At 73.9% G+C, this 26,523-nt stretch carries 22 protein-coding genes; 6 read left to right on the forward strand and 16 right to left on the reverse strand.

Going from position 1 to position 26,523, the window contains the following annotated elements; all coding sequences use genetic code 11:
* Positions 1 to 60 precede the first annotated feature (60 nt).
* Positions 61 to 888 (forward strand): DeoR/GlpR family DNA-binding transcription regulator, encoded by an 828-nt coding sequence (locus BU198_RS21415; protein WP_188298478.1) that lies wholly within the window; start codon positions 61 to 63, stop codon positions 886 to 888.
* A gap of 30 nt (positions 889 to 918) precedes the next feature.
* On the opposite strand, the gene BU198_RS21420 is transcribed toward BU198_RS21415, so the two are convergent.
* The 7 genes from BU198_RS21420 to BU198_RS21450 all read right to left on the reverse strand — a co-directional run bounded on the left by BU198_RS21420 (position 919) and on the right by BU198_RS21450 (position 9,407).
* A complete protein-coding gene (locus BU198_RS21420) occupies positions 919 to 2,049 on the reverse strand; it encodes a LacI family DNA-binding transcriptional regulator (protein WP_188298479.1) in 1,131 nt (376 codons plus the stop codon).
* Between the two features lie 116 nt (positions 2,050 to 2,165).
* Positions 2,166 to 3,950, reverse strand: a complete 1,785-nt coding sequence (locus BU198_RS21425) for a glycoside hydrolase family 36 protein (protein ID WP_188298480.1) — start codon at positions 3,948 to 3,950, stop codon at positions 2,166 to 2,168.
* Between the two features lie 2 nt (positions 3,951 to 3,952).
* Positions 3,953 to 4,852, reverse strand: a complete 900-nt coding sequence (locus tag BU198_RS21430; RefSeq protein WP_317620239.1) for a carbohydrate ABC transporter permease — start codon at positions 4,850 to 4,852, stop codon at positions 3,953 to 3,955.
* A complete protein-coding gene (locus BU198_RS21435; RefSeq protein WP_188298481.1) occupies positions 4,849 to 5,763 on the reverse strand; it encodes a carbohydrate ABC transporter permease in 915 nt (304 codons plus the stop codon). Before BU198_RS21435 ends, BU198_RS21430 begins: the two co-directional genes overlap by 4 nt.
* Complete coding sequence (locus BU198_RS21440; RefSeq protein WP_188298482.1) at positions 5,760 to 7,106, reverse strand: ABC transporter substrate-binding protein; 1,347 nt, start codon at positions 7,104 to 7,106, stop codon at positions 5,760 to 5,762. Before BU198_RS21440 ends, BU198_RS21435 begins: the two co-directional genes overlap by 4 nt.
* Before the next feature lie 287 nt (positions 7,107 to 7,393).
* Positions 7,394 to 8,623, reverse strand: a complete 1,230-nt coding sequence (locus tag BU198_RS21445) for a radical SAM protein (RefSeq protein WP_188298483.1) — start codon at positions 8,621 to 8,623, stop codon at positions 7,394 to 7,396.
* A 40-nt stretch (positions 8,624 to 8,663) separates the two neighbouring features.
* Positions 8,664 to 9,407: a hypothetical protein gene (locus BU198_RS21450; RefSeq protein ID WP_188298484.1), complete on the reverse strand. Its 744-nt coding sequence runs from the start codon at positions 9,405 to 9,407 to the stop codon at positions 8,664 to 8,666.
* A 399-nt stretch (positions 9,408 to 9,806) separates the two neighbouring features.
* Between BU198_RS21450 and BU198_RS21455 the strand changes: the two genes are divergently transcribed.
* Together BU198_RS21455 and BU198_RS21460 are read left to right on the forward strand one after the other, a co-directional pair.
* Positions 9,807 to 10,721 (forward strand): aromatic prenyltransferase, encoded by a 915-nt coding sequence (locus BU198_RS21455; RefSeq protein ID WP_188298485.1) that lies wholly within the window; start codon positions 9,807 to 9,809, stop codon positions 10,719 to 10,721.
* 133 nt (positions 10,722 to 10,854) lie between these two features.
* Positions 10,855 to 11,646 carry a class I SAM-dependent methyltransferase gene (locus tag BU198_RS21460; RefSeq protein WP_188298486.1) on the forward strand — a complete coding sequence of 264 codons (792 nt, stop codon included), beginning with the start codon at positions 10,855 to 10,857 and terminating at the stop codon, positions 11,644 to 11,646.
* 65 nt (positions 11,647 to 11,711) lie between these two features.
* On the opposite strand, the gene lysA is transcribed toward BU198_RS21460, so the two are convergent.
* Both lysA and BU198_RS21470 read right to left on the reverse strand, forming a co-directional pair.
* Positions 11,712 to 13,082 carry a diaminopimelate decarboxylase gene (lysA, locus tag BU198_RS21465; RefSeq protein WP_188298487.1) on the reverse strand — a complete coding sequence of 457 codons (1,371 nt, stop codon included), beginning with the start codon at positions 13,080 to 13,082 and terminating at the stop codon, positions 11,712 to 11,714.
* A 36-nt stretch (positions 13,083 to 13,118) separates the two neighbouring features.
* Positions 13,119 to 13,325, reverse strand: a complete 207-nt coding sequence (locus BU198_RS21470; protein ID WP_188298488.1) for a hypothetical protein — start codon at positions 13,323 to 13,325, stop codon at positions 13,119 to 13,121.
* A gap of 302 nt (positions 13,326 to 13,627) precedes the next feature.
* Between BU198_RS21470 and kdpB the strand changes: the two genes are divergently transcribed.
* From kdpB to BU198_RS21485, 3 genes are all read left to right on the forward strand, one after another.
* The gene (gene kdpB, locus BU198_RS21475) at positions 13,628 to 15,880 is read left to right on the forward strand and encodes a potassium-transporting ATPase subunit KdpB (RefSeq protein ID WP_188298489.1); all 2,253 of its coding nucleotides are present in this window, start codon (positions 13,628 to 13,630) and stop codon (positions 15,878 to 15,880) included.
* Between the two features lie 178 nt (positions 15,881 to 16,058).
* On the forward strand, positions 16,059 to 16,544 hold the full coding sequence (locus BU198_RS21480; protein WP_188298490.1) for a universal stress protein: 486 nt from the start codon (positions 16,059 to 16,061) through the stop codon (positions 16,542 to 16,544).
* A 541-nt stretch (positions 16,545 to 17,085) separates the two neighbouring features.
* Positions 17,086 to 17,547, forward strand: a complete 462-nt coding sequence (locus BU198_RS21485) for a hypothetical protein (protein WP_188298491.1) — start codon at positions 17,086 to 17,088, stop codon at positions 17,545 to 17,547.
* Here BU198_RS21485 and BU198_RS21490 read toward each other — a convergent pair whose 3' ends face one another.
* From BU198_RS21490 to BU198_RS21520, 7 genes are all read right to left on the reverse strand, one after another.
* A complete protein-coding gene (locus BU198_RS21490; RefSeq protein WP_188298492.1) occupies positions 17,548 to 18,171 on the reverse strand; it encodes a hypothetical protein in 624 nt (207 codons plus the stop codon). It lies immediately after the preceding gene.
* A 166-nt stretch (positions 18,172 to 18,337) separates the two neighbouring features.
* Positions 18,338 to 18,817, reverse strand: coding sequence for a hypothetical protein (locus BU198_RS21495; RefSeq protein WP_188298493.1), 480 nt, complete (start codon positions 18,815 to 18,817; stop codon positions 18,338 to 18,340).
* A gap of 123 nt (positions 18,818 to 18,940) precedes the next feature.
* Positions 18,941 to 20,278 carry an MFS transporter gene (locus BU198_RS21500; RefSeq protein ID WP_188298494.1) on the reverse strand — a complete coding sequence of 446 codons (1,338 nt, stop codon included), beginning with the start codon at positions 20,276 to 20,278 and terminating at the stop codon, positions 18,941 to 18,943.
* Positions 20,275 to 20,634: a nitrite reductase small subunit NirD gene (gene nirD, locus BU198_RS21505; protein WP_317620240.1), complete on the reverse strand. Its 360-nt coding sequence runs from the start codon at positions 20,632 to 20,634 to the stop codon at positions 20,275 to 20,277. Before nirD ends, BU198_RS21500 begins: the two co-directional genes overlap by 4 nt.
* Positions 20,631 to 23,339 (reverse strand): nitrite reductase large subunit NirB, encoded by a 2,709-nt coding sequence (nirB, locus tag BU198_RS21510; RefSeq protein ID WP_188298495.1) that lies wholly within the window; start codon positions 23,337 to 23,339, stop codon positions 20,631 to 20,633. The genes nirD and nirB overlap by 4 nt, the downstream gene beginning before the upstream one ends.
* Positions 23,336 to 24,649 carry an NAD(P)/FAD-dependent oxidoreductase gene (locus tag BU198_RS21515; protein WP_317620241.1) on the reverse strand — a complete coding sequence of 438 codons (1,314 nt, stop codon included), beginning with the start codon at positions 24,647 to 24,649 and terminating at the stop codon, positions 23,336 to 23,338. The genes nirB and BU198_RS21515 overlap by 4 nt, the downstream gene beginning before the upstream one ends.
* Positions 24,646 to 26,523 (reverse strand): molybdopterin oxidoreductase family protein (locus tag BU198_RS21520; RefSeq protein ID WP_188298496.1); only part of this gene is annotated, 1,878 nt, incomplete at its 5' end. The genes BU198_RS21515 and BU198_RS21520, both read right to left, overlap by 4 nt.

Consider the following 26,523-nt stretch of genomic DNA (forward strand, 5'->3'; position numbering starts at 1 on the left):
ACAATCTCAAACATTATCCACCATGGCCACTCCCCTGAGGTGGCCGAAGGAGGCTTCCCGATGGCTGACAGCGCCCAACCGCTCGCCGGACAGCGCCGCGTGCTGATCCTGGAGCAGATCCGCGCGCGCGGCGGGGTCCGGGTCACCGAACTGGTCCGCGACCTCGGGGTCTCCGACATGACGGTGCGCCGCGACCTGGACGCGCTGGCCCGCCGCGGCCTGGTGCACAAGGTGCACGGCGGCGCGGTGCGGGTCGAGGCTCCGGCCACCGGCGAGCCCGGGTTCGAGACCAAGGCGCACTGGGAGCTGCCCGCCAAGGAGGCGATCGCCCGGGCCGCCGCCGCACTCGTGCCGCCGGGTTCGGCGGTCGGGCTGGCCGGCGGGACGACCACCTTCGCCGTCGCCCGGCACCTGCGCGCCGTCGAGGACCTCACCGTGGTGACCAACTCGCTGCGGATCGCCGAACTGCTGGAGCAGCCCGCCGAGGACGGCACGCCCGCCACCGCCACGGTGATCCGCACCGGCGGCGTGCGGACCCCCTCGGACGCCCTGGTCGGCCCCGTGGCCGACCAGGCGATCCGCTCCCTGCACGTCAACCTGCTGGTCCTGGGCTGCCACGGCCTCTCCGCCGAGGCCGGGCTGACCACCCCGAACCTGGCCGAGGCGGAGACCAACCGGGCCTTCCTCCGGTCGGCCCGCCGGGTGGTCGTGGTGGCCGACCACACCAAGTGGAACGCGGTCGGCCTGGCTTCCTTCGCCGACCTGGACCAGCTGGACGTGCTGGTCACGGACGACGCCCTGCCCGCCGAGCAGCGGGCCGCCGCGGCCCGGCTGGTCGGCGAGCTGATCGTCGCGCCGACGACGGACCACGCGAACCAGCCGGGCTGACGGGCTGACGGGCCACGCGAACCCGGCCGGCTAACCGAACCAGCCCGACCAGCCGGATCGGTCCGGCCCGCCGGACCGGCCCGAACTCCCGCGCGCCACCAGCTCGGTGGGCAGCTCCAGCCCCTCCCCCGGCACCGCCTCCCCACGCACCTGCGCCAGCAGCCGGCCCACCAGCGCCGTGGCGATCGGCCGCAGCGGCAGCCGGACCGAGGTCAGCGCGGGATGCAGGTGCCGGCAGAGCGGCATGTCGTAGAAGCCGGTCACGGCCACCCCGCCGGGCCCGACCACCAGCCCCTCCGCCCGGACGGCCTCGTACACGTCCAGCGCCAGCAGGTCGCTGCCGGCCGCGAAGGCGGTCGGCCGGCCGGGCCCGCGCAGCAACGCCCGGACGGAGGCCGCCACGGAGCCCTCGGCCGCCGCACCCGAACGGCCCGGCCCCGAATCGCCCGACTCCGACGTGCCCGCCCGCCGCGCGCCCGTCGCCACCGCGGACAGCCCCAGCCGCCGCGCCTCGGCCAGGAACCCGGCCCGCCGCGCCGCCGTCCAGGGCAGTTCCTCGGCCGCCCCGACGTAACCGATCCGGCGGTGGCCGAGCGCCGCCAGGTGCCGCACCACCTCGGCCATCGCCGCCTCGTTGCCGATGTCCACCCAGCGCTGGGGCTGCCCCGGCCCGGTCCGCCCGAAGCTGACGAACGGGACGCCGAGCCCGGTCACATGGGCGATCCGGACGTCCTCGCGCAGCACGTCCGCCAGCACCAGCCCGTCCACCTGGCGGGCCGCCACCAGTTCGTCGATCGCCGCCACCGGGTCGGCCGTCCCCTGCCCGGGACGGAACAGCAGCACCCGCTGCCCCGCCGCCCCCGCCGCGTCGACCAGGGCCTCCAGGAAGCCGGCCATCAGCGGGTTGGGGTCGAGCGGGTCGTCCACCGGGGCGAGGTAGCCGATGGTGCGCCGGGCGCCGCTGCGCAGCGAGCGGGCCGACTGGTCGGGCTGGTACCCGAGTTCGCGGATCGCCGCGTTCACCCGCTCCAGGGTCTCCGGGCGGACCCGCTGCGGCGCGTTGAGCGCGTTGGAGACGGTCTGCCGGGAGACCCCGGCCGCCCGGGCGACCTCCTCGATCGTGGTGGCGCCGCGGCGCGGCCGGTGTGCTCCCTCGGGCATGCGGTCTCTCCAGGTGGTCGGGGGCTCGGGCGGGGCGCCGGCGCCGGTCCGGCGCCCCGAGCGGGTCAGGCCCGGCGCAGGGTCAGGCCCGGTGCGGGGTCAGGCCCGGTGCGGGGTCAGGCCCGGCGCAGGGTCAGCAGCCCGCCGCGCGGCACGGGGACCGCCTCCGCCCGGTCCAGCTCGACCTCGCCCTGCCGGACGATACGCCCCCGGGCGTCCTGCACGGTCACGGCCACCTGCCCGCGGCCACCGGTGAGCCGGACGTCCGGGTCGGCGTCGGCGTTGGCCACCAGCAGGGTGTGCCAGTCGTCGCCGGAGACGTCCACCGGCAGCGCGGTGTAGCGGGCCACGGCCACCGTGCCGGTACCGCGCGCGGTGACCATCGGGTAGCCCAGGTCCGGGCGGGCCGGGAGCAGTTCGCCGAGCTGGAGGGTGGCGGTGTGCTCGCGGAAGACGCCCAGCCAGAAGGCGATCGCCTCACGCTGCGCCTCGCTCTGCGCGGCGAGGTCGACGGAGACCTGCGGCACCGAGAACAGCACGTTGATCAGGTGGCAGGCGATCTGCTCGGCCGGCTCGCCCGCGTGCCACATCAGCATGTCGGCGTGGACCGGGACGGGCCCGGCGGCCAGCCGCACGTCGATGGTCCGCTGCCGGTTCTCCTGCGGGCTGAGCGGGCAGTCGGTGGCACGGATCATGGTGGCGTACGGCCACAGGCCGGGGCTGACGTACGGCTGGCGGTGCTCGATCATCGCCTCCGGGTTCGCGGCGGTGATCCGGCGGCGGATCCCGGCGAGCAGCCGCTCCACGCCCTCGTCCACGCTCGCGCAGTCCGCGCCGGGGCGGGCCGGCGGGGCGTCGGCGCGGGCGAACCAGTCGACGAAGTCCACCTTGAGGCCGTCCATGCCCCACTCCTCGACGGCCCGGGCGAGCCGGTCGGTGAGGAAGGCCCTGACCTCGGGGTGGCGCGGGTCGGCGACGATCGCACCCATGTGGGCGGCGTCGGCCAGCGCGAGGTGGCCGATCTCCCGGTACGCGGCGCTGTCCTTGCCGATGAACGGCAGCGCGTACCAGAGCATGTACCGCACACCCAGGTCGTGCACGCGCTGCACGTGGGCGGCGGTGTCGGGCAGCGAGACGGGCTCCCAGTCGCCGCAGTGGGCGTAGCCGCGGGTGCGGTCGGCGGTCATCCAACCGTCGTCCACGATGATCACGTCCAGGCCCAGTTCCCTGCCGAGCGCGGCCTGGGTCTCGACGCCCTTGGGCGTGACGTCCTGGTGCATCGAGTACCAGGTGGAGTACGCGGGGCGGCGGGCGGCCTCCGGGATGTCGGCCGTGCGGCCCTCGCCCCACCAGGCGGCGAGGTCGGCCAGGGCGCGGCCGAAGTGCCGGCGGGAGGTGTCGATCCGGACGGTGAGCCGGTCGGTGGCCTGGGCCCAGAACCGGAACTCGCCGGTCTCCTCGACCACTCCGGCCCCGGCCAGCACGTCCGGGCGCCCGGCGGCGAAGGCGCACAGGGCGACGTCCCCGGTGCCGATCAGGGCCGCGATCGGCGCGCCGTTGGCCAGCGAGGTGCGGCGCGGGGCACTCCAGGCAGCGGGCAGCCAGCCGGTGCCGCGCGGCTCGGGCGTCCAGAGGGCGGTGACGTCCACGCAGGGCACCCGCCACTCGATGCGGACCTCGCCCGCGCCCTCGGCGGTCACCTCCACCACGCCGTCGGCGACGCCCTGGGCCGTGCCGGTGCCGCTCACCCGCACGTCCAGCCCCTGGGCGTACAGCGGGCGCAGGCCGCCGCCGGCGGTGGGCGCGTGCGGTTCCCAGACCTCGGCCGTGGTCGCGCCGGCGCCGGTGGCCGTCGTCTCGGTCGTGCTCTGGCTCGTGCTCTGGTTCGTGCTCTCGGTCATGGTCAGCCCTTCGTGGCACCGGCCAGCAGGCCGGAGATGAACTGCCGCTGGAGGACCAGGAAGAGGACCATCATCGGCAGGGTGGACAGCGCGGTGCCGGAGAGGATCGCGCCGTAGTCGGTGTTGGACTTGTTGCCGTGCAGCGTCGCCAGGGCGACCGGCAGGGTGTGCATCTCGGGGCTGCGCAGGGCGATCAGCGGCCAGACGAACTGGTTCCAGGAGCCCAGGAAGAGGAAGATCGACAGGGCCGCCAGCACCGGCCGCATGACCGGCACCACCACGCTGAACAGCACCCGGAGCTCGCCCGCGCCGTCGACCCTGGCGGCGTCCAGGAGTTCGTCGGGCAGGCTGCTCAGCGACTGCCGCATCAGGAAGATGGCGAACGGCACGCACAGACCGGGCAGGATCAGCGCCTGGTAGGTGTCCAGCAGGCCGAAGTTCATCATCATCTTGAACAGCGGTACCAGCGTGACCTGTTCGGGCACCACGAGGGTGGACAGCAGCAGGGCGAACAGCAGGGTGCGGCCGCGGAAGCGGAACTTGGCGAAGGCGTAGCCGGCGAGCAGCGCCACCACGAGGGCGCCCAGCGTCTGGACGCCCGCCACCAGCAGGGAGTTGCCGACCACCCTGAGCAGGCCGATCTTCTGCTCCAGGTGGCTCAGGTTCTCACCGAGGTTCCCGCCGGGCAGCAGCTTGGGCGGCCAGTCGAAGACCTCGGTGTCCTTGCGGGTGGCGGAGACCACCAGCCAGTAGAAGGGGGCGATCGACAGCCCGGTGACGCCGGCCAGGAAGAAGGTCAGCGGCCAGCCGCGCAGCTTCCTGAGGACGCCCTTGGGCTTCTCGCCCTCGGAGGTCACGGACTTGGGGTTCAGGGACTTGGGGTTCAGGGACTTGGTGGTCACTTTTCGCGCTCTCCCATCAAACGCATCTGGAGGGCGCCGAGCACCGACACGAGCAGGGTGAGCGCGTAGGCGATGGCGGAGGCGTATCCGAAGTCGAAGAACCGGAAGCCGTTCTGGTACAGGTACATGGAGACGGTCAGGGTCGCGTTGTCGGGCCCGCCGCCGGTCAGCACGTACGGCTCGTCGAAGAGCTGGAGCGTGCCGATGGTCGAGAGCACGACCGTGAACAGCAGCACCGGGCGCAGCGCGGGGACGGTGACGGACATGAAGCGGCGGATCGGGCCCGCGCCGTCGACCATCGCGGCCTCGTACAGCTCCTTGGGGATGCCCTGGAGCCCGGCGAGGTAGATGACGGCGTTGTAGCCGGTGTAGTGCCAGGTGAGCACCACGATGACGGCCATCCGGGCCCAGACCGGCTGGCCCAGCCAGTCGACGGAGGGCAGGCCGACGGCGCTCAGCACCCAGTTGACGGCGCCGTCGTCGGACTTGAGCAGGTAGGCGAACATCACGCCGGTGGCGACCAGGCCGGTGACCGAGGGCATGAAGACGCCGAGCCGCCACACCGTACGCCAGCGCACCAGCGCGGAGTTGAGGCCGACGGCCATCAGCAGGGCCAGCCCGAGCATCAGCGGGACCTGGATGGCGAGGATCTCACCGGTGTTGCGCAGCGCCGTCCAGAACAGCGGATCGTCCAGCAGGCGCTGGTAGTTGGCGACGCCGGCGTTGCGGGTGGCGGCGCCGGAGCCGGTGGTGAAGGACAGCAGCAGCGAGTCGACGACCGGGTAGGCCTTGAACACGCCGAAGGTCAGCAGGGCGGGAGCGAGCAGCAGGTACGGCACCGCGCTTCGGCGCCAACGGCTGTTCCTGATCCGGCCGTTGAGGCCGGCCTGGGGCGGGCTGGCGGCTCTCATGCGATCCCGCGCCCGGTCTGCTGGGCGAGCTGCTTGGCGGCGTCCTGGAGGACGGCGGCCGGGTCGGCACCCTTGAGCAGGACCTTGACCTGGGCGTCGCTGACGAGCTTGAGGGCGCGGGCGTAGTCGCCGGAGTAGTTGGTGGGGTCGCCGCCCTCGATGGCGAGGTCGGCGAAGGTCCTGAGCACCGGCTGGCCGCCGTAGAAGGCGCTCGGCGCGGCGTACACCGGGTCGGTGAAGGCCTCGGTGAGGGCCGGGAAGACGCCGCCCGCGTTGAACATGGAGTTCACCGAGGCGGGGCGGGTGAGCGCGTACTCGACGAACTTCCAGGCGGCGCGGCGGCGCGGGCTGGAGGCGGCGACGGCCAGGTGGGTGGAGTTGACCAGGGCGGTGCGCTTGCCGCCGGGGGTGACCGCCGGGGGCTTGGTGAGGCGCCAGTTGCCGCTCTGGTCGGGGAACTTCTTCTCCAGGTAGTGGGCGACCCAGGCGGGCATCGCGGCCACCGCGAGCTTGCCGGTCTTCATCACCGGCGGCCAGCTCTGGACGCCGGGGGTGTCGCCGATCAGCCCGGCCTCCTCCAGCCGCTTGATGATGGTCAGGGCGCGCACGGCCGGCTCGGAGCCGACGGTGATCTTCCCCTGGAGGTCGAAGTAGAAGGCGCCCTGGAGCTGCATCAGGCCCTGGAGGAAGTCCAGGTCGGGGGTGGGGTTGGCGGCCTTGTTGACGCCGATCAGGGCGATGCCGGGGTTGGCGGCCTTGAAGCGGTCGGCGACGGCGAGCAGGTCGTCCCAGGTGGCGAAGGACTCGGGGTCGATGCCCGCCTTGTCGAAGTAGTCCTTGCGGTAGAAGAAGCCGAGCGGGTTGACCTCCCAGGGCAGGGCGTAGGCGTGGCCGTCCTTGCCGGAGACGACCGGCCAAAGGCCCTTGGCGAACTTGTCCTTGTGGGCGTCGGCTCCGAGCGAGGAGAGGTCGGCCAGGCCGCCGGGGAACTTCTCCAGGTAGCCGGGCAGGTAGTCGCAGCCGATGTGCAGGACGTCGCCGAGGCCCTGGCCGCCGGCCGCCATGCCGACGGTGATCTTGTCCCAGATGGCGGGCTCGCCGATGTCCTGGACGTCGACCTTGATGCCCGGGTTGTCCTTCTCGAAGGCCGGGACGATCCCGCGCAGGGCGTCGGCGGCGGTGGCCCAGGACCAGACGGTGATCGTGCCGGTGTCGGCGTCCCCACCGGAGGCGCCTCCCGAGCCGGAGCCGCCGCCGCAGGCCGTGAGGGTGCCGCCGGCGGCGAGGGCCAGCAGGCCGGCTCCGGAGGCGCGGAGCAGGTCGCGGCGGGAAAGGTGTGACATTGCATTCCTCTCGATGGGGTGGCGAGGAGCGGGAGGACGGGATGGGGTGGGGTTCGGACACTCGGCTTGCGGACTTCGCGGGCCTGAGGCGGGTTGAACGCAGATTTGAACGTTCAAACACACAAAACAAACCAGAACCAAACAGGTTCGAACGAGCGGACACAGCAAACGCCCGCCCTCCCCGTGCCGTCAAGCCCTGAGCACGGGAAGGGCGGGCTCCGCAACCGTTCCGTTATGAGCCGGAGACCTCCGCCCGGGGTGCCGTCGTCATCGGCCCCGCGGCACCGTCATCGGCCCGGGGTGCCGTCCGCAGGGCCGAACACCGTCCCCGGGGTGACCGGGATCCCCCGGGACATCGCCTCGAAGTCCAGGATCGGGTGGGTCAGGATCTCCTCGACCGAGTCGGTCAGGAGGTTGCCCAGGATGAACTCCTCCTCCGCGCCCGACCCGAAGGTGACGACCTGCCCGCTCGACTGGATCATCCAGTTCAGCAGCTCCCGCTCGGAGCTCTCCGCCAGGTGGATCTCCCGCCCCGGGTGGTCGCGCCGGATGCCCTCCACCACCTCGCGGACGTCCTCCACCGCCACCCCGAGCCTGCGCACCGTGGCCGGCGAGGCCCGCCGGCCCCACCACTGGAAGATCACCCACTGGGCGACCGAGGGGTGGGACAGCACCTCGTCGGCGAGCTCCGGCAGCTGGTGGAGGTTCTCGGCGCTCGCCACGGTGTGCACCCGCACCCGGTCGAAGCCCTCGGTGTCGCACAGGGCGAGGGAGTCCAGCAGCGCCTGGAGGAGGTTGCCGTCCGGGCTGCGGCGGAAGGCGCGCTGCACGTCCGCGGTCACGGCGTCCAGCGGCAGCCGCAGCGAGGACAGCCCCCGGAGCCGGGCGAGCTTCTCTGCCGTGAGGGTGTAGCCGGTGGTGTCCAGGCCGACCTTCAGGCCACTGGCCACGGCGCGGTCCACCACGTCGAAGATCGGCGGCCACAGCAGCGGGTCGCCGCCGGCCAGCACCAGGTCGCTGGTCCCGTGCGCGGCCAGCTTCGCGATGATCCGCTCGGCCTGGGCGAGGTCGATCTGCTCGGCGGCGAACGGGTTGTAGCAGCCCTGGCAGGACATCGGGCAGCGGTTGTTGATCGACCAGTTGACCCGCCGGACGCGACGGCCCGTACGCGGCCGGCCGGCGCGGCTCCGGATGCCGGCCACGAGCTGGGCCAGGCGCCGGGCCTGCGGGAGGGTGGCGCCGGCGAGCAGGTCCTCGGCGCGTTCGACGGCCGCCGCGGTGGCGTTGTTCTGGAGCAGCAGGAACGCCAGGCGCCAGCGCAGGGTCTCGTCCGCCGGGTCCCGCGCCAGGGCCCGTTCGACCCGCTCGGCCAGGGCCCCGAGGTAGCCCGGGGTGAAGTGGGCCGGCTCCAGGCGCCGCTGGAAGTCGTCGGCGATCGACCCGCGGTCCAGGGACCTGTCGTAGCCGGCCCGCAACGGGTGCGGGGGAAGGATCTCCACGTGCTGCCGAGTGGACATGGGGGTGCTCTCCAGGATCGTCCGGTTCAGGAGGTGCCGGTCAGTTGGGGACGGACGGCAGCATGGTGACCATCGAGTCCGCGGACGACAGGCCCATGCCCTCGACGAACACCGCGTCGCGGACGACCTGAGCGATGGCCGGGTGGGTGGGGGTGTCGAGGTAGCGGGCGGTGGAGTCGAGCGGGGTCACCCCGCGTCCCGCGATCACGGCGCGCAGGGCCCGCGGGAGGTTGTCGAGGCCGTCGCGCAGCTCCTCCAGGTCGAACCGGTCGGCCAGCCGGGTCGCGTGGTTGCGGGCCTTGGCCAGGTTCGTCGGCGGGTCCAGCACGGTGGCCTTCGCCAGGTAGTAGGGCACCGGCTGGAGCGCCCAGGCCAGGGCCGTCCGCGGGTCGCCGCCGTCACGGCCATCGCCACCGGGACGGTCGAACGCCGCCTGCCCCAGCCCGAGTCCGTCGCAGAACCACTCGGGCCGCATGCTCATCCGGTAGTGGGCGTGGCCGGCCAGCCGGAACACCGGGAGCACGGCGAGGACGGACGTCGTCTCGATCCGGAAGCCGTCGGAGATCCGCCGCATGATCCGCGCCACCACGGCGCGGACCTGCGCCACGTCGGCCCCGTCGGCCACGACGTGGACCAGGTCGAGGTTGGAGACGATGTCACCGCCGGGCCCGGTGCGGTGGTCCCCGCGGGCCAGCGACCCGGTCGCCGCCACCGACATCCCGGTCACGTCGGCGAACGCGCGGGCCAGCTCCTGGAACAGCAGGGGAACGTCTTCGGATCTCACGCGCTTCCTCGGGTGTCGACGACGGCGGTGAAGTCGGCGCACGGACCGGGGCCCGGCCCGTCGGGCGAATCTTCACGCCCTCTTCCAAATCTGGTTGCATCCCGGTGAGTTGGGATTTAGTCGCGCAGCCTAACAGCGACCTGCCAGAAATGGTCGCGTTCGCACCACATATCTCACACACAACAGCTGACGTGCCGCCAGAAGTGGTCTTATCCAGCCACGAGAGGGCCAGGGGCCGAGCCAAAGACCCCACCCGGCGCGTCACTTGGCCACGACCCGGCGCCGCCGCCGGAACAATCGGCCCCCTGGCGAAACGATCTTCGAGGTGATTGGATCACCGCGGGGACGGCCCACGCCGGATTTGCGGAGCCCCTACACCGACGAATGGGGGCACCCCCGATGATGTCTGCCAGCGATTTCTCACCGTCCCGGTTCCTCAGGGACATCGAGGCCACCGCGGCCCTGCTGGGCGTCGGCCACTCCCCGGCCATGACCCGCCGGGTGCTGGACGCGTACGAAGAGAACTTCCACCGGGGAGCAGTCCTCTGGCGCACCAACGACAAACCCGGCGGTGCGCTGAACTACCGCTTCTACGAGCGCATTCCCGTCGACACCGTGCACATCGCCGTACGGGCCGGACTCCTCGGCCCCGACAGCCGGACGGCCGCCCTGATCTCCGGGTGGAGTTCGCTGTACGGGGATTCGACGGAGCTGTGCGACTTCGACGCGACCCGGGGTCTGGTCAAGACCTGGGTGTACCTCGGCGGGATCCGGCCGCTGGACGAGGTCCTCGGCGCCCCCGGCGTCCCCGACACGATCCGCCGGCACCACAGCCGCTTCCGCGAACTGGGCCTGACATCGGTGCGGCACGTGGCCGTGGACTACCAGCACGACACGGCGAACCTGTACTTCCGCACCCCGGAAGGCCTCAGCCCGAAGGCGGCGGAACGACTGCTCACCCTGTCCCGGGGCCGGGTGCCGGACGAGGCGACCTTCCAGGACATGGTCGCCTTCACGGCCCCGGACGGGCACACCTTCTCGGTGACGCTGCGCATCTCCACCGGACGGATCGAGCGCGTCGGCATCTACGCCCTCCGGCTGCCCGCCGGGCGGTTCCCGCGCGTCAACGACCGGCTGGCCGCCTTCTTCCGTGGAGCCCCCTCGCACGACGAGGAGGAGATGAACGCCGTCGCGTGGTCGTTCGGCGCGGAGGGCGGCAGCTACGTGAAGGCGGAGCGCAGCTACTGCGGCCGGCTGGTCGCGCTGATGCGCGAGTGGAGCAGCCCGATGACCGACCCGGGCCGACGGCCGTGACCCTCCGGGAGCGTCACCCGGCCCTCCGGGAACGCCACCCGGCCCTCATGTCCGGCACCCCGGGCGAGAGACTGCCCGACGAACCGCGGTCGCCGCTCCCCGGCGGACCGGTCCTACTCCCGGAAGGTGAACGATGAGCGGCCCGGTCTACCAGGACGGTGTCCTCGCCCACGGCACGCACGGCGAACGCGAACGGCTGCGCCTGCTGGAGGAACTCAACGACCCGACCACCGTCGGCGTCCTCGAACGGCTCGGTGTCGCCGCCGACTGGCGCTGTGTCGAGGCCGGGGCCGGACACGGTTCGATCGCCCGCTGGCTCGCCGCCCGCTGCCCCGACGGCCTGGTCACCGCCACCGACCTCGACACCGCGCTCCTCACCGAGTCCCCCGTACCGGCCAACCTGACGGTCGAGCGGCACGACGTGACGCGCGACGGCTTCCCGGCCGGCTCCCAGGACCTGGTGCACGCCCGGGCCCTGCTCGGCCACCTGCCCGACCCGGAGCTCGCCCTCGACCGGATGGCCGGCTGGCTCGCGCCCGGCGGATGGCTCGTCGTCGAGGACCCCACCTACCTCCCGGCCGCGGACTCCCCCTACCCGGAGTTCGCCGCCCTGCTGGAGGCCTGCCAGGAGCTGCTGGCCCGGGCCCACGGGACCGACCACGGCTGGGCCCGCCGCATCCCCGCGGCCATGGCCCGCTCGGGCCTCACCGACATCGGCATGACCATGCGCGTCGCCGTGTGCGGAACGGACCGGACGGAGGACGCGTTCTGGCGCCGGTGCTTCGCCCAGGCCACCCCCGGGCTCATCGAGACCGGGCTCATGACCGCCGAGCAGATCACGGCGGCGGTCGCGCACCTCGACGACCCGGCCTTCACCGACACCGCCTGGATGATGGTCTCCTGCTGGGGACGCCGCCCTTCCTGAGCGCCCACTCCTACGGCGCGAGAAGTCGGCCGGGCCGACTTCCCACGCCGGGGCGGGGGCCGGGCTCAGGTGCCGACTTCGCGCAGGCGGAAGTCCTCCACGGTCTCCCGGCGGATCAGCAGCCGGGCCCGGCCGGCCTTCACCGCCACCACGGCCGGGCGGCCGACCAAGTTGTAGCCGGAGGCCATCGACAGCTGGTACGCGCCGGCCGCGGGCATCGCCAGCAGGTCGCCCGGGCGCAGGTCGGCGGGCAGGGCCGCGTCCCGCACCAGCACGTCGCCGGCCTCGCAGTGGCGGCCGACCACGTCCGCCCTTGTCTCCCCCGCCTCCGAGCGGCGGCCGACCAGCCGCACCGTGTACGGCGATCCGTACAGCGCCGGGCGCGGGTTGTCGCTCATGCCGCCGTCCACCGCGACGAAGCAGCGGCCGTCCGCGGTGTGCTTGACGGACAGCACCCGGTAGACCGCCACCGCCGCCGGTCCGGCGATCGCCCGGCCCGGCTCCACGACCAGCCGGGGCACCTCCAGCCCGGCCTCCGCGCAGCGCACCGCCAGCCGGTCGGTCACCCGGACCGCGAACCCGGCGAGGTCGAACCCGGCGTCCTCGGGCAGGTAGCGGATGCCGTGGCCGCCGCCGAGGTCCAGCTCCGGCAGCTCCACGCCGTGCCGCTCCCGGACCTCGGCGAGCAGCCGCACCAGGGCGTCCACCGCGAGCAGGTAGGGCTCGACCGAGGTGATCTGCGAGCCCAGGTGGCAGTGCAGACCGGCCAGTTCGAGACCCGGCTGGTCGAGCACCCTGGCGATGGCGTCCGCCGCGTCGCCGCCCTCCATCGTGAAGCCGAACTTCTGCCCGCCGACGCCCGTCCGCACCGCCGCGTGGTGCCCGGCGGCGATCCCCGGGACCACCCGGACCAGCACCTTCTGCGGCACGTCGGCGGCCACCAGCGCGGCCAGCCGCGCGATCTCGGCCGGGCCGTCGATCACGATCCGCCCGACCCGCAGCCGCCGGGCCAGCCGCAGGTCCTCCGGGGACTTCGCGTTGCCGTGCAGCAGGATCCGCTGCGCCGGGAAGCCCGCCGAGACCGCCAGCCACAGCTCGCCCGCGGAGCACACGTCCAGCCCCAGCCCCTCCTGCTCCACCCAGTCGGCCATCGCGCTGCACAGGAACGCCTTGGCCGCGTACAGCACCTCGGCGTGCGGCAGCGCCCGCCGGTAGGCCCGGGCCCGCCCCCGGACCTCGGCCTCGTCCAGCACGTACAGCGGGGTGCCGAACCGCTCGGCGGCCTCGGCCAGCCCCACGCCGCCGACCAGCAGGTCGGCTCCCCGGCCGGGGCGCGCCGAGGCCGGCCAGGGGCCGCCGAGCCCGTCGGCGGGGGCGGTGGGAGCGGTGGCAACGACGGGGGCGGTGGGAACGGGCGGGGTGATGAGCTGGGTCATGTCGGCTACTCCTCCTGGTGGCGCGCGGGTGGCGGGTCAGTCCTCGTAGTGCATCGCGAACCGGCAGTGCGCCGGGCGGGTGCGCTCCCGGTCGGCCGCCGAGAACGGTTCCGCCGGGGACCCGTTCGCGGCGGTCCCGGGTTCCGGCGGCTCCGGGCGGTCCCGGCGCCAGGCGACGGGCACCAGGCGGACCCTCCGCTCCAGCATTTCGTCGACGTCGATGACGGCGGTGACAGTGGTCATGGCAGGTCCCTTCGAGCGCCGGCCCGTACGGCCGGACACCTCCAGTGGAGACCCTCCGCACACCGACCGCACCCGTCCTTGACGCAGGGCGTACGCCCCGGCCGCCGTCCTTGACGTTCTCCTGACAGTGCCCCGGCGGCGGCGTCAGGGAGCTGTCAAGGACGGCCGCTCCGCCGCCAAGCCCGTGTCAAGAGCGGCATGCCACCCGGTTCCGCGGTGGTGGGCTGTCCGCCGTCCCCGCAGCCCCACCGAACCCGCCGCCCCCGGTCGCCCGGGGCCGGCCCGGAAGGTCCCCCGAGACGATGCGCCGTTCGGCCCTCACCACCCCGGACACCAGCCCGAGCACCAGCCCGGACGCCACTTCGAAGACCGGCCCGGACACCGGCCCGGACACCGCCGTCGGCCCGGACACCGGCGCCGGCCGGCAGAACCGGCTCCGGCGCCGGGAGCGCGGGCAGGAACCGCCACCGAGCCACCGCCCCACCTCGCCGGGCGGCCGCCGCCGGCTGATCACCCGGCGCCAGCTGGCCGAGGCGCTGCCCGCCGCCGTCCGCAAGCTCCACCCGCGCACGATGCTGCGCAACCCGGTGATGCTGGTGGTCGAGACCGGCTCGGCGCTCACCACCTTCAGCGCCGTCGTCCACCCGAGCGTCTTCGCCTGGGTGATCTCCTTCTGGCTCTGGCTGACCGTGCTGTTCGCCAACCTCGCCGAGGCCGTCGCCGAGAGCCGCGGCAAGGCGCAGGCCGAGTCGCTGCGCCGCGCGCAGTCCGCCACCACCGCCCGGCGGCTGCTGCACTGGCGGGTCGGCACCCGCGACCTGCGCCACGAGGTGATCCCCGCCGAGCAGTTGCTGCTGCACGACATCGTCCTCGTCCCGGCCGGCGAGGTGATCCCGCGGGACGGTGAGGTGGTCGAGGGCGTCGCCACCGTGGACGAGGCGGCGATCACCGGGGAGTCGGCGCCCGTCGTCCGGGAGTCCGGCGGCGACCGCACCGGCGTCACCGGCGGCACGATGGTCCTCTCCGACCACCTGGTCGTCCGGGTCACCTCCCGGCCCGGGCAGAGCTTCGTGGACCGGATGATCGCCCTGGTGGAGGGGGCCGACCGGCAGAAGACCCCGAACGAGGTCGCGCTCAACATCCTGCTGGCCTCGCTGACGATCGTCTTCCTGCTGTCCGTGGTCTCGCTCCAGCCGATGGCCATCTACGCCCACGCGCCCCAGACCACCATCGTGCTGGTCGCATTGATGGTCGCGCTCATCCCGACCACGATCGGCGCACTGCTCTCCGCGATCGGCATCGCCGGGATGGACCGGCTGGTGCAGCGCAACGTGGTCGCGCTCTCGGGGCGGGCGGTGGAGGCCGCCGGCGACGTGGACGTACTGCTGCTCGACAAGACCGGCACCATCACCCACGGCAACCGGCGGGCCGTCGCCCTGCACCCGCTGCCCGGCGCGACCACCGAACAGCTCGCCGAGGCAGCCCAGTTGGCCTCGGCGGCGGACGAGACGCCGGAGGGGCGATCGCTGGTCGAACTGACGAACCGCCAGTACTGGGTGCCGCCGAGGGCCCCCGGCGAACTCGGCGATCCGCGGCCCGTCCCGTTCACCGCCCACAGCCGGATGAGCGGCGTCGACCTGACCTGGGCGGACGGCACCACCTGCCTGATCCGCAAGGGAGCCGCGAGCGCCGTCGCCCGCTGGGTGGTGAACTCCGGCGGGCGGCTGCCCAGGGAGGCCAAGCCACTGGTGGACCGGATCGCCGGGGCCGGCGGCACCCCGCTGCTGGTCGCCGTCCACGACCGGCACGGCGCAAGGGCGCTGGGCGTGGTCGAACTCAAGGACGTGGTGAAGGAGGGCATCGCCGAACGCTTCGCCGAGCTGCGCCGGATGGGCATCCGGACGGTCATGGTCACCGGGGACAACCCGCTGACCGCGCGCGCCATCGCCGCCGAGGCCGGGGTGGACGACGTCCTCGCCGAGGCCACCCCGGAGGACAAGCTCGCCCACCTGCGGCGCGAGCAGGCCGCCGGGAACGTGGTCGCGATGACCGGCGACGGCACCAACGACGCCCCCGCGCTGGCCCAGGCGGACGTCGGCGTGGCGATGAACTCCGGCACTCCGGCCGCCAAGGAGGCCGGCAACATGGTCGACCTCGACTCCAACCCGGCGAAGCTGATCGAGATCATCCGGGTCGGCAAGCAACTCCTCATCACCCGGGGAGCGTTGACCACCTTCTCGATCACCAACGACGTGGCCAAGTTCTTCGCGATCATCCCCGCGATGTTCGCGAACGCCTACCCCGGGCTGCACCACCTCAACATCATGGAACTGCACAGCCCCACCTCGGCGATCGCCTCCGCGATCATCTTCAACGCGCTGATCATCGTCGCCCTGATCCCGCTCGCCCTGCGCGGCGTGCGCTACCAGCCGGCCTCGGCGACCGACCTGCTCCGGCGCAACCTGCGGGTGTACGGGCTGGGCGGACTGGTGCTGCCGTTCCTCGGCATCAAGGCGATCGACCTGCTGGTCCGGTTCGTGCCCGGGCTGGGCTGAACGCTCCCGACGGAGGCTGTCAGCAGGCCGTCAAGATGTGCCCGCCCCGCGTCATGGTGGCGTCAGCAGCGGTACGGAGGAGTCCGTTCCGGGGTTCACTGGAGTCATCCGAAGCAAGGAGTGCCGAACCGGCGGAGCCCGATGGAGAGTTCCGCCGGAGAGACGGAGGCGAACGGCCATGCCCGGGACCACCCGAGTGATCGTCGGACTGAGCGGATCACTGAGCAGTCTGGCCGCCCTCTACCACGCCGTCGGCGAGGCGGCCCGGCACGAGGCCGTGCTGGTGCCGGTCGCCGCCTGGGCCGCGAACGAGCGGGCCGGCCTGCGCCCGCTCTCCGAACTGGAGCACGCCGCCCGCCGGCGGCTCGACGTCGCCTTCGAGCAGGCCTACGGCGGCTACCCGTCCGGGCTGGTCATCCACCCGGTGGTGGTCAACGCCGAACCCGGCCCGGCCCTGGTCGGAGCCGTCACCGGCCCGCAGGACCTGCTCGTCCTCGGCGCCGCCACCCGCCGCCGCCTGGACCGGCTGCGGCACGGCTCGGTCGCCCGCCACTGCCGCCACCGGGCCGGCTGCCGGGTCGTCGAGGTCTCGCCCTCGGCCCTCCTCACCCGCCTCGAACTCCCGGCCCGCACCGGCGCCCCGCTCCCCCTGCTGGCCCGCTGAGAACACCGGCCTCCCCGAGAGCCCCCCGTCCGGGGCCCGTCCCACCCGCGGCGCCCACCCGCACCATCCGGCCACCACACCGGGTCGTGCGAGTGGGCGCCGCGTTGCGTTGCGCGGCGAGTGCGTTCGACCGCGCAGCAAGTGCCTTTCACTGAAAGCGACTTGAAAGCGGAGCCACATACTCGAAGTAACCGGGCCACCACCCCTTGACACGCCGCCGCGACCGGGGTCCCGCAACTTCGACAAGCCTGTCGAGGTTGGCATGCCCAGGCTATGCTGACCAGAGGCCCGCAGCCGGGCCCCGCCCCGTCGACGACCGCACCGCCCAGGCGCGCCCGACCGGAAGGAGGTCTGAACCAACCTCCGGCTGACGGCCAATCGGCCCAACACATCAGTCTCTTGACGATGCGTCAACTCCGATCCGCGATTACACCGCCTGAGTCGCGAGGCGTGCCCCGGGCCGCCCGCCACCGTTGTACGGAAGGTGAATCGCCGCGCCCACCCGAAACCCCCGGTCGCCCCGCCGAGGAAGAGGTTCCGCATGACGACGTCCCGGACCCACCCACGCCCCGCCGAGGCCGCGGTGCTGCTCACCGTGCTCGGCCTGCTCGTCCTGGAGGAGATCGCCCTGGGCATGGCCGAGGAGGAGGACCGCCCCGTCATCGGCGGCATCCTGATCGGCGCCTCCGGCACCGGCCTGCTGGTGGTCGGAGCGGTGCTGCTCAGCCGCTGGATCGACCTCCGCCGCCCGCTCCCGCTGCCCCCGCCCGGTCCCAACGGCCGCGAGTACAGCGCCCGCGCGCTGGAAGGCTTCCCGATGGAGGCCGTCCGGCCGCTGCTGCTCGCCGAGAACGCGCCCCAGCTCGGCCACCTGTACTCGGCCTGGATGCTCGCCAGAACCGGCCGGCCGGCCTCCTGGATCGCCCGCCGCCTGGCCATCCCCCCGGACGCCGCCCGGCTCCTGGTCGACGCGGCCCGCTCGACGGGACTCGACCGGGCCTGATCAGCGCCGCCGACCCGGCGCCGCACCGGCCTGCGCCACCAGGTACGGCACCAGCCCGCGCTCCGCCAGCGCCGACCGCCAGGCGTCCCGCGCCAGCACCAACTCCCCCGGCCCGTCCGCCGCTTCCCCGGCCTCCGGCCCCTTCGACCGGGCCGTCCCCAGTAGCCCCAGCCCGCCCACCAGCAGACTCACCGCAGCCGCCCCGGCCGACACCCAGCCGGCGTCCACCAGTGCCCCCGCCAGCACCTCCAGGTCCTCGACCAGCCCCAGCACGGAGCCCAGCAGCAGGAAGATCACCGCCGCCGTCACCGCGATGATCGGCACGACCAGCCCCAGCACCCCCCACCACCCCGACGCCCGCTCCCGGGGTGGTGCGGCCGCCGGCAGCCGCGCCACCGCGTCGGCATCCGCCCGCAGCGTCGCGTAGCGCTCGTACTCCGGCGCCGCCGCGGCCAGCACGAACTCCGCGTTCTCCCGCGCCGTCCGCCGCAACCGCTCGACGCCCCTGGCCTCCTCCCCGCTGGCCCACAACGCCGCCCGCACCGACGGGGCGGAGAGCGCCCGCCCCAGCTCCGTCTCGAAGTCCGCCCGATCCTGCTGCGGCAGCCGAAGCGGCCTGTCCATGCTCGTCCCCGATCGCCGTCCGTCCATGTTCTACAGAACTGTAGAACATGGAGGCGGCTCGCAGCAGCCCTGTTCACGGGTGTATTCGACGGATCAGGAGTGGCCGGCCATCGGGACGCGGGCGGGGGCGTCGCGGATCAAGCCGCGGCCCGGCGGGGCAGGCGCATCAGGCCGTGGTGCCGGCCAGTTTGATCCGCTTGGCGTCGGCGGCGGCCGACGGGGTGGCGCCGATGTCGGTGACGGTCGCGGTCAGGACGGCGTCGGTGTTCGGGAGCCAGTTGGTGGTCTTGGACTGGACGACGGCCTGCCGCTTCTGCGCCGTCCCGTTGCAGAGCACGTCGGTCTCGGCCGTCCGGGTGGAGCCGAAGGCGATGGAGGAGGTGTCCGCCGGGTCCTTCTGCTCCCCCGTGACGGTGAGCGAGCGGGCCTCGGCCGCGACGGAGCAGAGGTACTCGACCTCGACCCGGATCCGGCCGGGGAGCCTGGGGTCGATCCTGGCGCTGCTGATGGTGACCCTGGTGGCGGCCGCGGCGGCCGACGGGGTGGCGCGGAACGGCGCCGGGTCCTCGGCGACGGCGGGTACGGCGGCGCCGGTGAGGCCGGTGAGCGCCGAGGTGAGTACCGTCAGGATGATCCACCGCTGCACTGCAACCTCCCGGCCCGAGAACGTGTTGCGGCCGACGCTAACCGCCCGGTCCGGCACCCGCCCGCCGGACCGTCCGAACGTCATACCAACAGCCCATCAGCCGACGCCCCCGCCCGCCTCTTCTCACCGGCGCCGGAGCCAGACCGCCCAGGTCAGCACCGAGCAGCCCGCGTAGACCAGCAGGAACCCCGTGTACGCCGCGTCACCGTTGCCGCCGGCCAGGAAGGACTGCCGGAACGCCAGGTTCACCAGCACCCCGCCGAACGCCCCGACCGCCCCCGCGAGCCCGATCAGCGCCGCCGTGCGGCACCGGGAGCCGGCCTCGGCGGCGGCCGGGTCGGCCCCGGCCGCGACCGCCGTCCGGGCCACGGCCTGGTAGTGCGCCGGGATCATCTTGTACGTCGAACCGTTGCCGATGCCGCTGAGCACGAACAGCGCGACGAACCCGGCGAGGAACAGCGGCAGCGATCCGGCCCGGGAGGCGGCGATCACCGCCACCGTGCCCGCCCCCATCGCGAGGAAGGTGCAGAGGGTGACCGCGGCCCCGCCGTACCGGTCGGCGAGCCGCCCGCCGACCGGCCGGAGCAGTGAGCCGAGCAGCGGACCGAGGAAGGTGAGCGCGGCCGCCTTGGCCGGGGTGTCGAAGCGCTCGTGGAACTGCATCTGGAGCACCTGCCCGAAGGCGAAGCCGAAGCCGATGAAGGAGCCGAAGGTGCCGACGTAGAGGGTGGAGACGGCCCAGCCGTACGGGTCACGAACAACCTCGCGAAGCGCCTGCCCCTGCCCCGAACTCATCGACGAGGCAGGCAGGTTGTCCATCCGCCACCACGCCCCGGCCGCCGCCAGCAGGATCAGCGGCAGGTAGAGCAGCGGCAGCAGCCGGGGGTGGGCGACGCCGGCCGTGGCCAGGAGCAGCAACCCGAGCAGCTGCACCGCCGGCACGCCCAGGTTGCCGCCGCCCGCGTTGACGCCGAGTGCCCAGCCCTTGAGCCGGTGCGGGTAGAAGGCGTTGATGTTGGCCATCGAGGAGGCGAAGTTGCCCCCGCCGACCCCGGCCACGCAGGCGACGGCCAGCAGTGTCCCGTACGGGACGCCCGGCTTCAGCACCAGGGCCGCGAGCAGGGTGGGCACGAGCAGCAGCAGTGCGCCGATCGCCGTCCAGGTGCGTCCGCCGAAACGGGCGACGGCGAAGGTGTACGGCAGCCGCAGCAGCGCGCCGAGGGCGGTGGGCAGGGCGGTGAGAGTGAACTTCCCCGCCGTGTCGATGTGGTACTCGGGGCCGAGGAACAGCACCAGCACCGACCAGAGGCTCCACACCGAGAAGCCGATGTGTTCGCAGAACACGGAGAACACCAGGTTCCGCCGGGCGATCCGGGCGCCGGACCGCGCCCAGAACTCCTCGTCCTCCGGGTCCCAGCCGGCCGTCGGAGAAGGCCTCCTGGCCCCGACCGCGAGGCTCATTCCGCACCCCCGGGGGCCGCTGTCCGCACCGGCCAGCGCCGCAGCACGGCGGGCGCGCCGCCGGGGGCGGTGTCCTCGTCCAGGCAGCGGCCGTCGGTGAGGTCGTAGACCTGCTTGTACATCGGCGAGATGAGCGTCGGCCGGTCGCCGCGGCTGCCGATCAGGCCGCGGGCGAGGACGGGGGCACCGCTGAACGGGTCGAGGTTGTCGACGGCGTACAGCCCGCCGGCGCCGTCCCGGAAGAGCGCTATCTGTCCGGCTTCTGGAAGCAACACGGCCACACCACGGCCCGGTTGGAGGTCGGCGAGGGCGCAGACGGTCTGCCAGCGGGTGCCGTCGTGGATCTGTACGGTCACGGGGCGAGCACCTCCGGTCGGGATCCGGCGGCGAGCGCCGGGGGGCTGAGGAAGCCGGGAGAACCGAGGGCGACGAGGGTGCGGCCGGTCTCGCCGGGGCGGGCCGGGCGGATCTGGCCGCGTTCGGGGACGAAGGTCACGGCAGGGTCGGGGGTGCCCGGCGCGTTGACGAAGGAGGCGAAGCGCCGCAGCCGCTCCGGGTCGGCCAGGGTCGCGGCCCACTCGTCCTGGTAGTCACCTATGTGACGCTTCATCAGATCATCCAGCTCGGCGGCGATGCCGAGCGAGTCGTCGAGGACGACGGCCCGCAGGTGCTCCAGGCCGCCTTCCAGCCGCTCCAGCCAGACCGAGGTGCGCTCCAGCCGGTCGGCGGTGCGGATGTAGAACATCAGGTAGCGGTCGATGGTGCGGATCAGCGTCTCGCGGTCGAGGTCGGCGGCGAGCAGGTCGGCGTGGCGCGGGGTCATGCCGCCGTTGCCGCCGACGTAGAGGTTCCAGCCCGCCGAGGTGGCGATGATGCCGAAGTCCTTGCTCTGCGCCTCCGCGCACTCGCGGGCGCAGCCGGAGACGGCCGCCTTGAGCTTGTGCGGGGAGCGCAACCCCCGGTAGCGAAGCTCCAGTTCTATCGCCAGGGCGGTGGAGTCCTGGACGCCGTAGCGGCACCAGGTCTCGCCGACACAGGACTTCACGGTGCGCAGCGACTTGCCGTAGGCGTGTCCGGACTCGAATCCGGCGTCGACCAGCTTGCCCCAGATGACGGGCAGTTGGTCGACGGTGGCACCGAACATGCCGATCCGCTGACCGCCGGTGATCTTGGTGTAGAGGCCGTGGTCACGGGCGATCTCGCCGATCGCGATCAGGCCCTCGGGGGTGATCTCGCCGCCGGGCACCCGGGGGACGACCGAGTACGAGCCGTTGCGCTGGAGGTTGGCGAGGAAGTGGTCGTTGGAGTCCTGGAGGGCGCCCTGTTCACCGTCCAGGATGTGGCCGTTGCCGAGGCTGGCCAGGATGGAGGCGACGGTCGGCTTGCAGATCTCGCAGCCCTCCCCGCTGCCGTGCCGGTCGCGCAGTTCGGTGAAGCTCGTCGCTCCGGTCACCCGGGCGATCTCGTACAACTCGGCCCGGGTGTGGGCGAAGTGCTCGCACAGGCCCTTGACGGTGGAGACCCCGGCGGCCTCCAGCTCTTCGCCCACCACGGTGCCGAGCCGCTTGAGGCAGCTGCCGCAGCCGGTGCCGGCCCTGGTGCACTTCTTGACGGCGGCGACGCCGTCGCAGCCCTGCTCGCGGACGGCGGCCCGGACGGCGCCCTGGGTGACGTTGTGGCAGGAGCAGAGCACCGCGTCGTCGGGCAGCGCGACCGGCCCCGCCGCCCCCGCGAACCCGGCGGGCAGCACCAGCTGTTCGGGCGCCACCGTGAGCGGCCGGCCGGCCACGGCGAGCGGGCGCAGGGTGTCGTAGCCCTCGGTGTCGCCGACCAGGACGCCGCCGAGCAGGCCTCCGTCGGTGCCGATGACGAGCTTGCGGTAGACGCCGCTGCGGCTGTCGCTGTACAGCACGTCGAGGGCGCCGTCGGCGGTGCCGTGCGGGTCACCGAAGCTGGCGACGCCCACGCCGAGCAGCTTCAGCTTCGTGGAAGTGTCGGCCCCCTTGAAGCCCGCCCCGTCGAGAGCGGGAGCACCGGGGTCGGGAGCACCGGGGCCGGGAGCACCGCGGCCGGGGCCGTCGAGACCGGGCGCAGCAAGGCGGGCCACCGTCCCGGCGGCCGTCTCGGCCATCTGATAGCCGGGCGCGACCAGCCCGTAGACCCGCCCGTCGACGGCCTGGGCGCACTCGCCGACGGCGAGGATCGCCGGGTCCTCCGTGCGGCAGTGGGCGTCCACCACGACGCCGCCGCGTGGCCCGACCGGCAGTCCGCAGTCCCGGGCGAGCTGGTCCCTGGCGCGCACCCCGGCCGAGAACACCACCAGCCCGGCGGGCAGTTCGCGTCCGTCGGAGAGGGCGAGCGCCCGGACCCGGCCGTCCGCTCCGGTGAGCACGCCGCTCGCCCCGGCGCCGGTGTGGACGGTGACGCCCAGCTCCTCGATCCTGCGGCGCAGCGCCGCGCCTCCGCCGTCGTCCACCTGGACGGCCATCAGCCGGGGGGCGAACTCCACCACGTGGGTGTCCAGTCCCCCGGCGCGCAGCGCGCCGGCCGCCTCCAGGCCGAGCAGTCCGCCGCCGACCACCACGCCGGTCCCGGCGGTCGCGGCGCCGGCCCGGATGGCCTCCACGTCCTCGATCGTCCGGTAGACGTGGCAGCCGGGGGCGTCGGTGCCCGGCACCGGCGGCACGAAGGGCACCGAGCCGGTCGCCAGCACCAGGACGTCGTACCGGACTTCGGCGCCGGAGGCGGTGCGCACCAGTCGCGCCGACCGGTCGATCGCGGCGGCCGGGTCGCCCAGCCGCAGGTCGATGCCGTGCTCGGCGAGGAAGCCGGCCGGGCAGAGCGCCAGGTCCTCGGCGGTGCTCCCGGTGAACAGTGAGCTGAGGTGGACCCGGTCGTAGGCGGGCCGGGGCTCCTCGGCGAGCACGGTGACCCGCCAGCCGCGCGCGGCGGGCTGCTCGGCCCAGGCCTCCAGGAAGCGCTGGCCGACCATGCCGTGGCCGACCAGGACGAGGTCCCGGACGGGGCCGCGGTGCGGAGCCGGTCGGTCGTCTGTGGTCATCGCACTACTCCAGTCATGGCGGTTCCTCCGGTGAGCAGGTGCAGGGGGTGGCCGGCGAGCGCGCCGCCGGCGGCGAACGCGCCGGCGAGCGCGTCCACCGTGGCCAGGTCGCCGAGCAGGATGGCGCCGACCAGGTGGTCGCCGCGCAGGACGAGCTTCTTGTAGCTGCCGCGGGTGGCGTCGGTGAGCCGCAGCACGTCGAGGCCCGGGTCGTCGGTCTCGTCCACGGCGCCGAAGGCCGCGTACTCCAGGCCGCCGGTGCTGAGCCGGGCGCGCGGGCTGGTGCCGGGGTAGCGGGCGTCCGGGTCGGCGCCGGAGAGGCGGCGGGCGAGCACGTCGGCCTGTTCCCAGGCGGGGCCCGCCAGGCCGTGGACGGTGCCGCGGTGTTCGGCGCAGTCGCCGATCGCGTGCACGTTCGGGGCGGCGCCCAGCCCGTCGTCGACCAGGACGCCGGTGGCGACGGGCAGTCCGGCGGCCCGGGCGAGCGCGGTGCGCGGGCGGGTGCCGCAGGCCAGCACCACCAGGTCGCAGTCCAGCCGGTGGCCGTCGGCCAGCTCGACGGCCTCGACCCTCCTCCGGCCTCCGGGCGGGGGCGCGCCCGGGCCGGTGTGCACGGCCCGGGCGCGGCTGCCGGTGTGGCACTCGACGCCGAGCGTCCGCAGCCGCTCGCGCAGGACGGCGGCGGCCTGTCCGTCCAGCTGACGTTCGATCAGATGTCCTGCCTGGTGGACGATGTCGGTCCTGATGCCGAGCGCGGCCAGCGCCCGGGCGGCGCTCACCCCGAGCACCCCGCCGCCGATCACCACCGCGCGCCGCGCGCCGACGGCCTCCTCGGCCAGCCCGGCGCAGTCCTCCAGCGTGCGCAGCGTGTGCACGCCCCCGGCCAGTCGGTACCCGTCGGGGCCCCGCAGTCCGCGCACCGGCGGCATCGCCGGGCCGGCGCCGGTGGCGAGCACCAGGTCGTCCCAGGGCTCGACGCTGCCGTCGGCCAGCCGCAGTTTCCGTGCCGCGGTGTCCAGCGCCGCCACCTCGCACCCCGGCCTGACCTCGGCCCCGCCGAGCGGCAGCGCGATGGACTCGGCGTCGTAGCGGCCGGTCAGCACCTCGGTGAGCAGCACCCGGTTGTACGGGGCGCGCGGCTCGGCGCCGTACACCGTGACCCGTCCCGGCCCGCCGAGCGCGCCGTACCGTTCGGCGAAGCGGGCGGCCGCCATGCCCGCGCCGACCACGGCGATCCTCGGGGCTGCCGACGTCACCGGCACCGCCGGGGTCACCGGGGTCACCGGGGTCACCGGGGTCACCGGGGTCACCGGGAGGCCTCCCGTCCGACGGGCTCCACCCGGACGGCGCAGACCTTGAACTCCGGCATCCGGGAGACCGGGTCGAGCGCCGGGTTGGTGAGGCTGTTGGCCCGCCCTGGGCCCGCCCAGTGGAAGGGCATGAAGACGGTGTCGGGACGGATCGCGTCGGTGACCCTGGCCGGGGCGACGGCCCGGCCGCGCCGGCTGGTGACGGCCACCGGCTCGCCGTCGGCGATCCCGAGCCGCTCGGCGAGCCGGGGGTGCAGTTCGACGTACGGCCCGGGCGCGGCCGCGTTCAGCTCGGCGACCCGACGGGTCTGCGCGCCGCTCTGGTACTGGGCGAGCACCCGTCCCGTGGTCAGGTACAGCGGGTAGTCCCCGTCCGGTTCCTCGTCGGCCGGGCGGTGGGTGACGGCGGCGAACCGGGCCCGGCCGTCCGGGGTGGCGAAGCGGTCCAGGAACAGCCGGGGCGTGCCGGGGTGGTCCGGCGTCGGGCAGGGCCAGAACACCCCGTCCTCGGCGGCGATCCGGTCGTAGCCGATGCCCGCGTAGTCGGCGTCGCCGCCGGCCGAGGCGCGGCGCAGCTCCTCGAAGACCTGCTCGGCATCGGCCGGGAAGCCGGTGAACACCCCGAGCCGGGCGGCCAGTTCGCGCAGCAGCCGGAGTTCGCTGCGGACGCCCTCCGGCGGGTCGAGGGCGCGGCGGCGCAGGATCACCCGGCCCTCCAAGTTGGTGGTGGTGCCGTCCTCCTCGGCCCACTGGGTGACCGGCAGCACGACGTCCGCGAGCCGCGCGGTCTCGGAGAGCACCACGTCGGCGACCACCAGCAGGTCCAGGGCGCGCAGCCGCTCGGTGACGTGTCCGGCGTTCGGCGCGGACACCGCCGGGTTGGAGCCGGCCAGCAGCAGCGCCCGGACGCCGCCGGGGCGGCCGAGTCCGTCCAGCAGCTCGTACGCGGACTTGCCGGGCCCCGGGATGCTCTCGGCCGGGACGCCCCAGACGGCGGCGACGTGGGCGCGCGCCGCCGGGTCCTCGATGGAGCGGTAGCCGGGCAGTTGGTCGGACTTCTGCCCGTGCTCGCGCCCGCCCTGGCCGTTGCCCTGGCCGGTGAGGCAGCCGTAGCCGCTGTACGGGCGGCCGGCCTTGCCGGTGGCCAGGCACAGGTCGATCCAGGCGCCGACGGTGTCGGTGCCCTTGCTGTGCTGTTCCGGTCCGCGCGCGGTGAGCACGATGCCGCTGTCCGCGCCGCCGAACAGCCGTGCGGCCTCGCGCAGCCGGTGGACCGGGACGCCGGTGATCCGCTCCACCCGGTCGGGCCAGTGGGCCATCGCCGCCTCGCGGGCCCGCTCGAATCCGCTGGTCCGCCGGTCGATGAACTCCTGGTCCACCAGGCCGTCCGCGATCACCAGGTGCAGCAGGCCGAGGGCGAGCGCCAGGTCTCCGCCGGGGCGCGGCTGGAGGTGCAGGTCGGCCAGTTCGGCGGTGCGGGTGCGGCGCGGGTCGACGACGATCAACGTGCCGCCGTTCTCCCGCAGTTCACGGAAGTACCGGATGGCGGGCGGCATCGTCTCGGCCGGGTTGCCGCCGACCAGGATCAGGCAGCCGGTGTGCGGGATGTCGGCGAGCGGGAACGGCAGGCCGCGGTCCAGGCCGAAGGCCCTGCGGTGCGCGGCGGCGGCCGAGGACATGCAGAACCGGCCGTTGTAGTCGATGTTGGCGGTGCCCAGCACGACCCGGGCGAACTTGCCCAGCAGGTACGCCTTCTCGTTGGTCAGCCCGCCGCCGCCGAACACCCCGACCGCGTCCGGGCCGTGCTCCGACCGCGTCCGGGCCAGCCCGGCGGCCACCCGGTCCAGCGCCTCCGGCCAGCCGGCCGCGCGCAG

This window comes from Streptomyces sp. CBMA156 (genome assembly GCF_014596515.1).
GTDB lineage: Bacteria > Actinomycetota > Actinomycetes > Streptomycetales > Streptomycetaceae > Kitasatospora.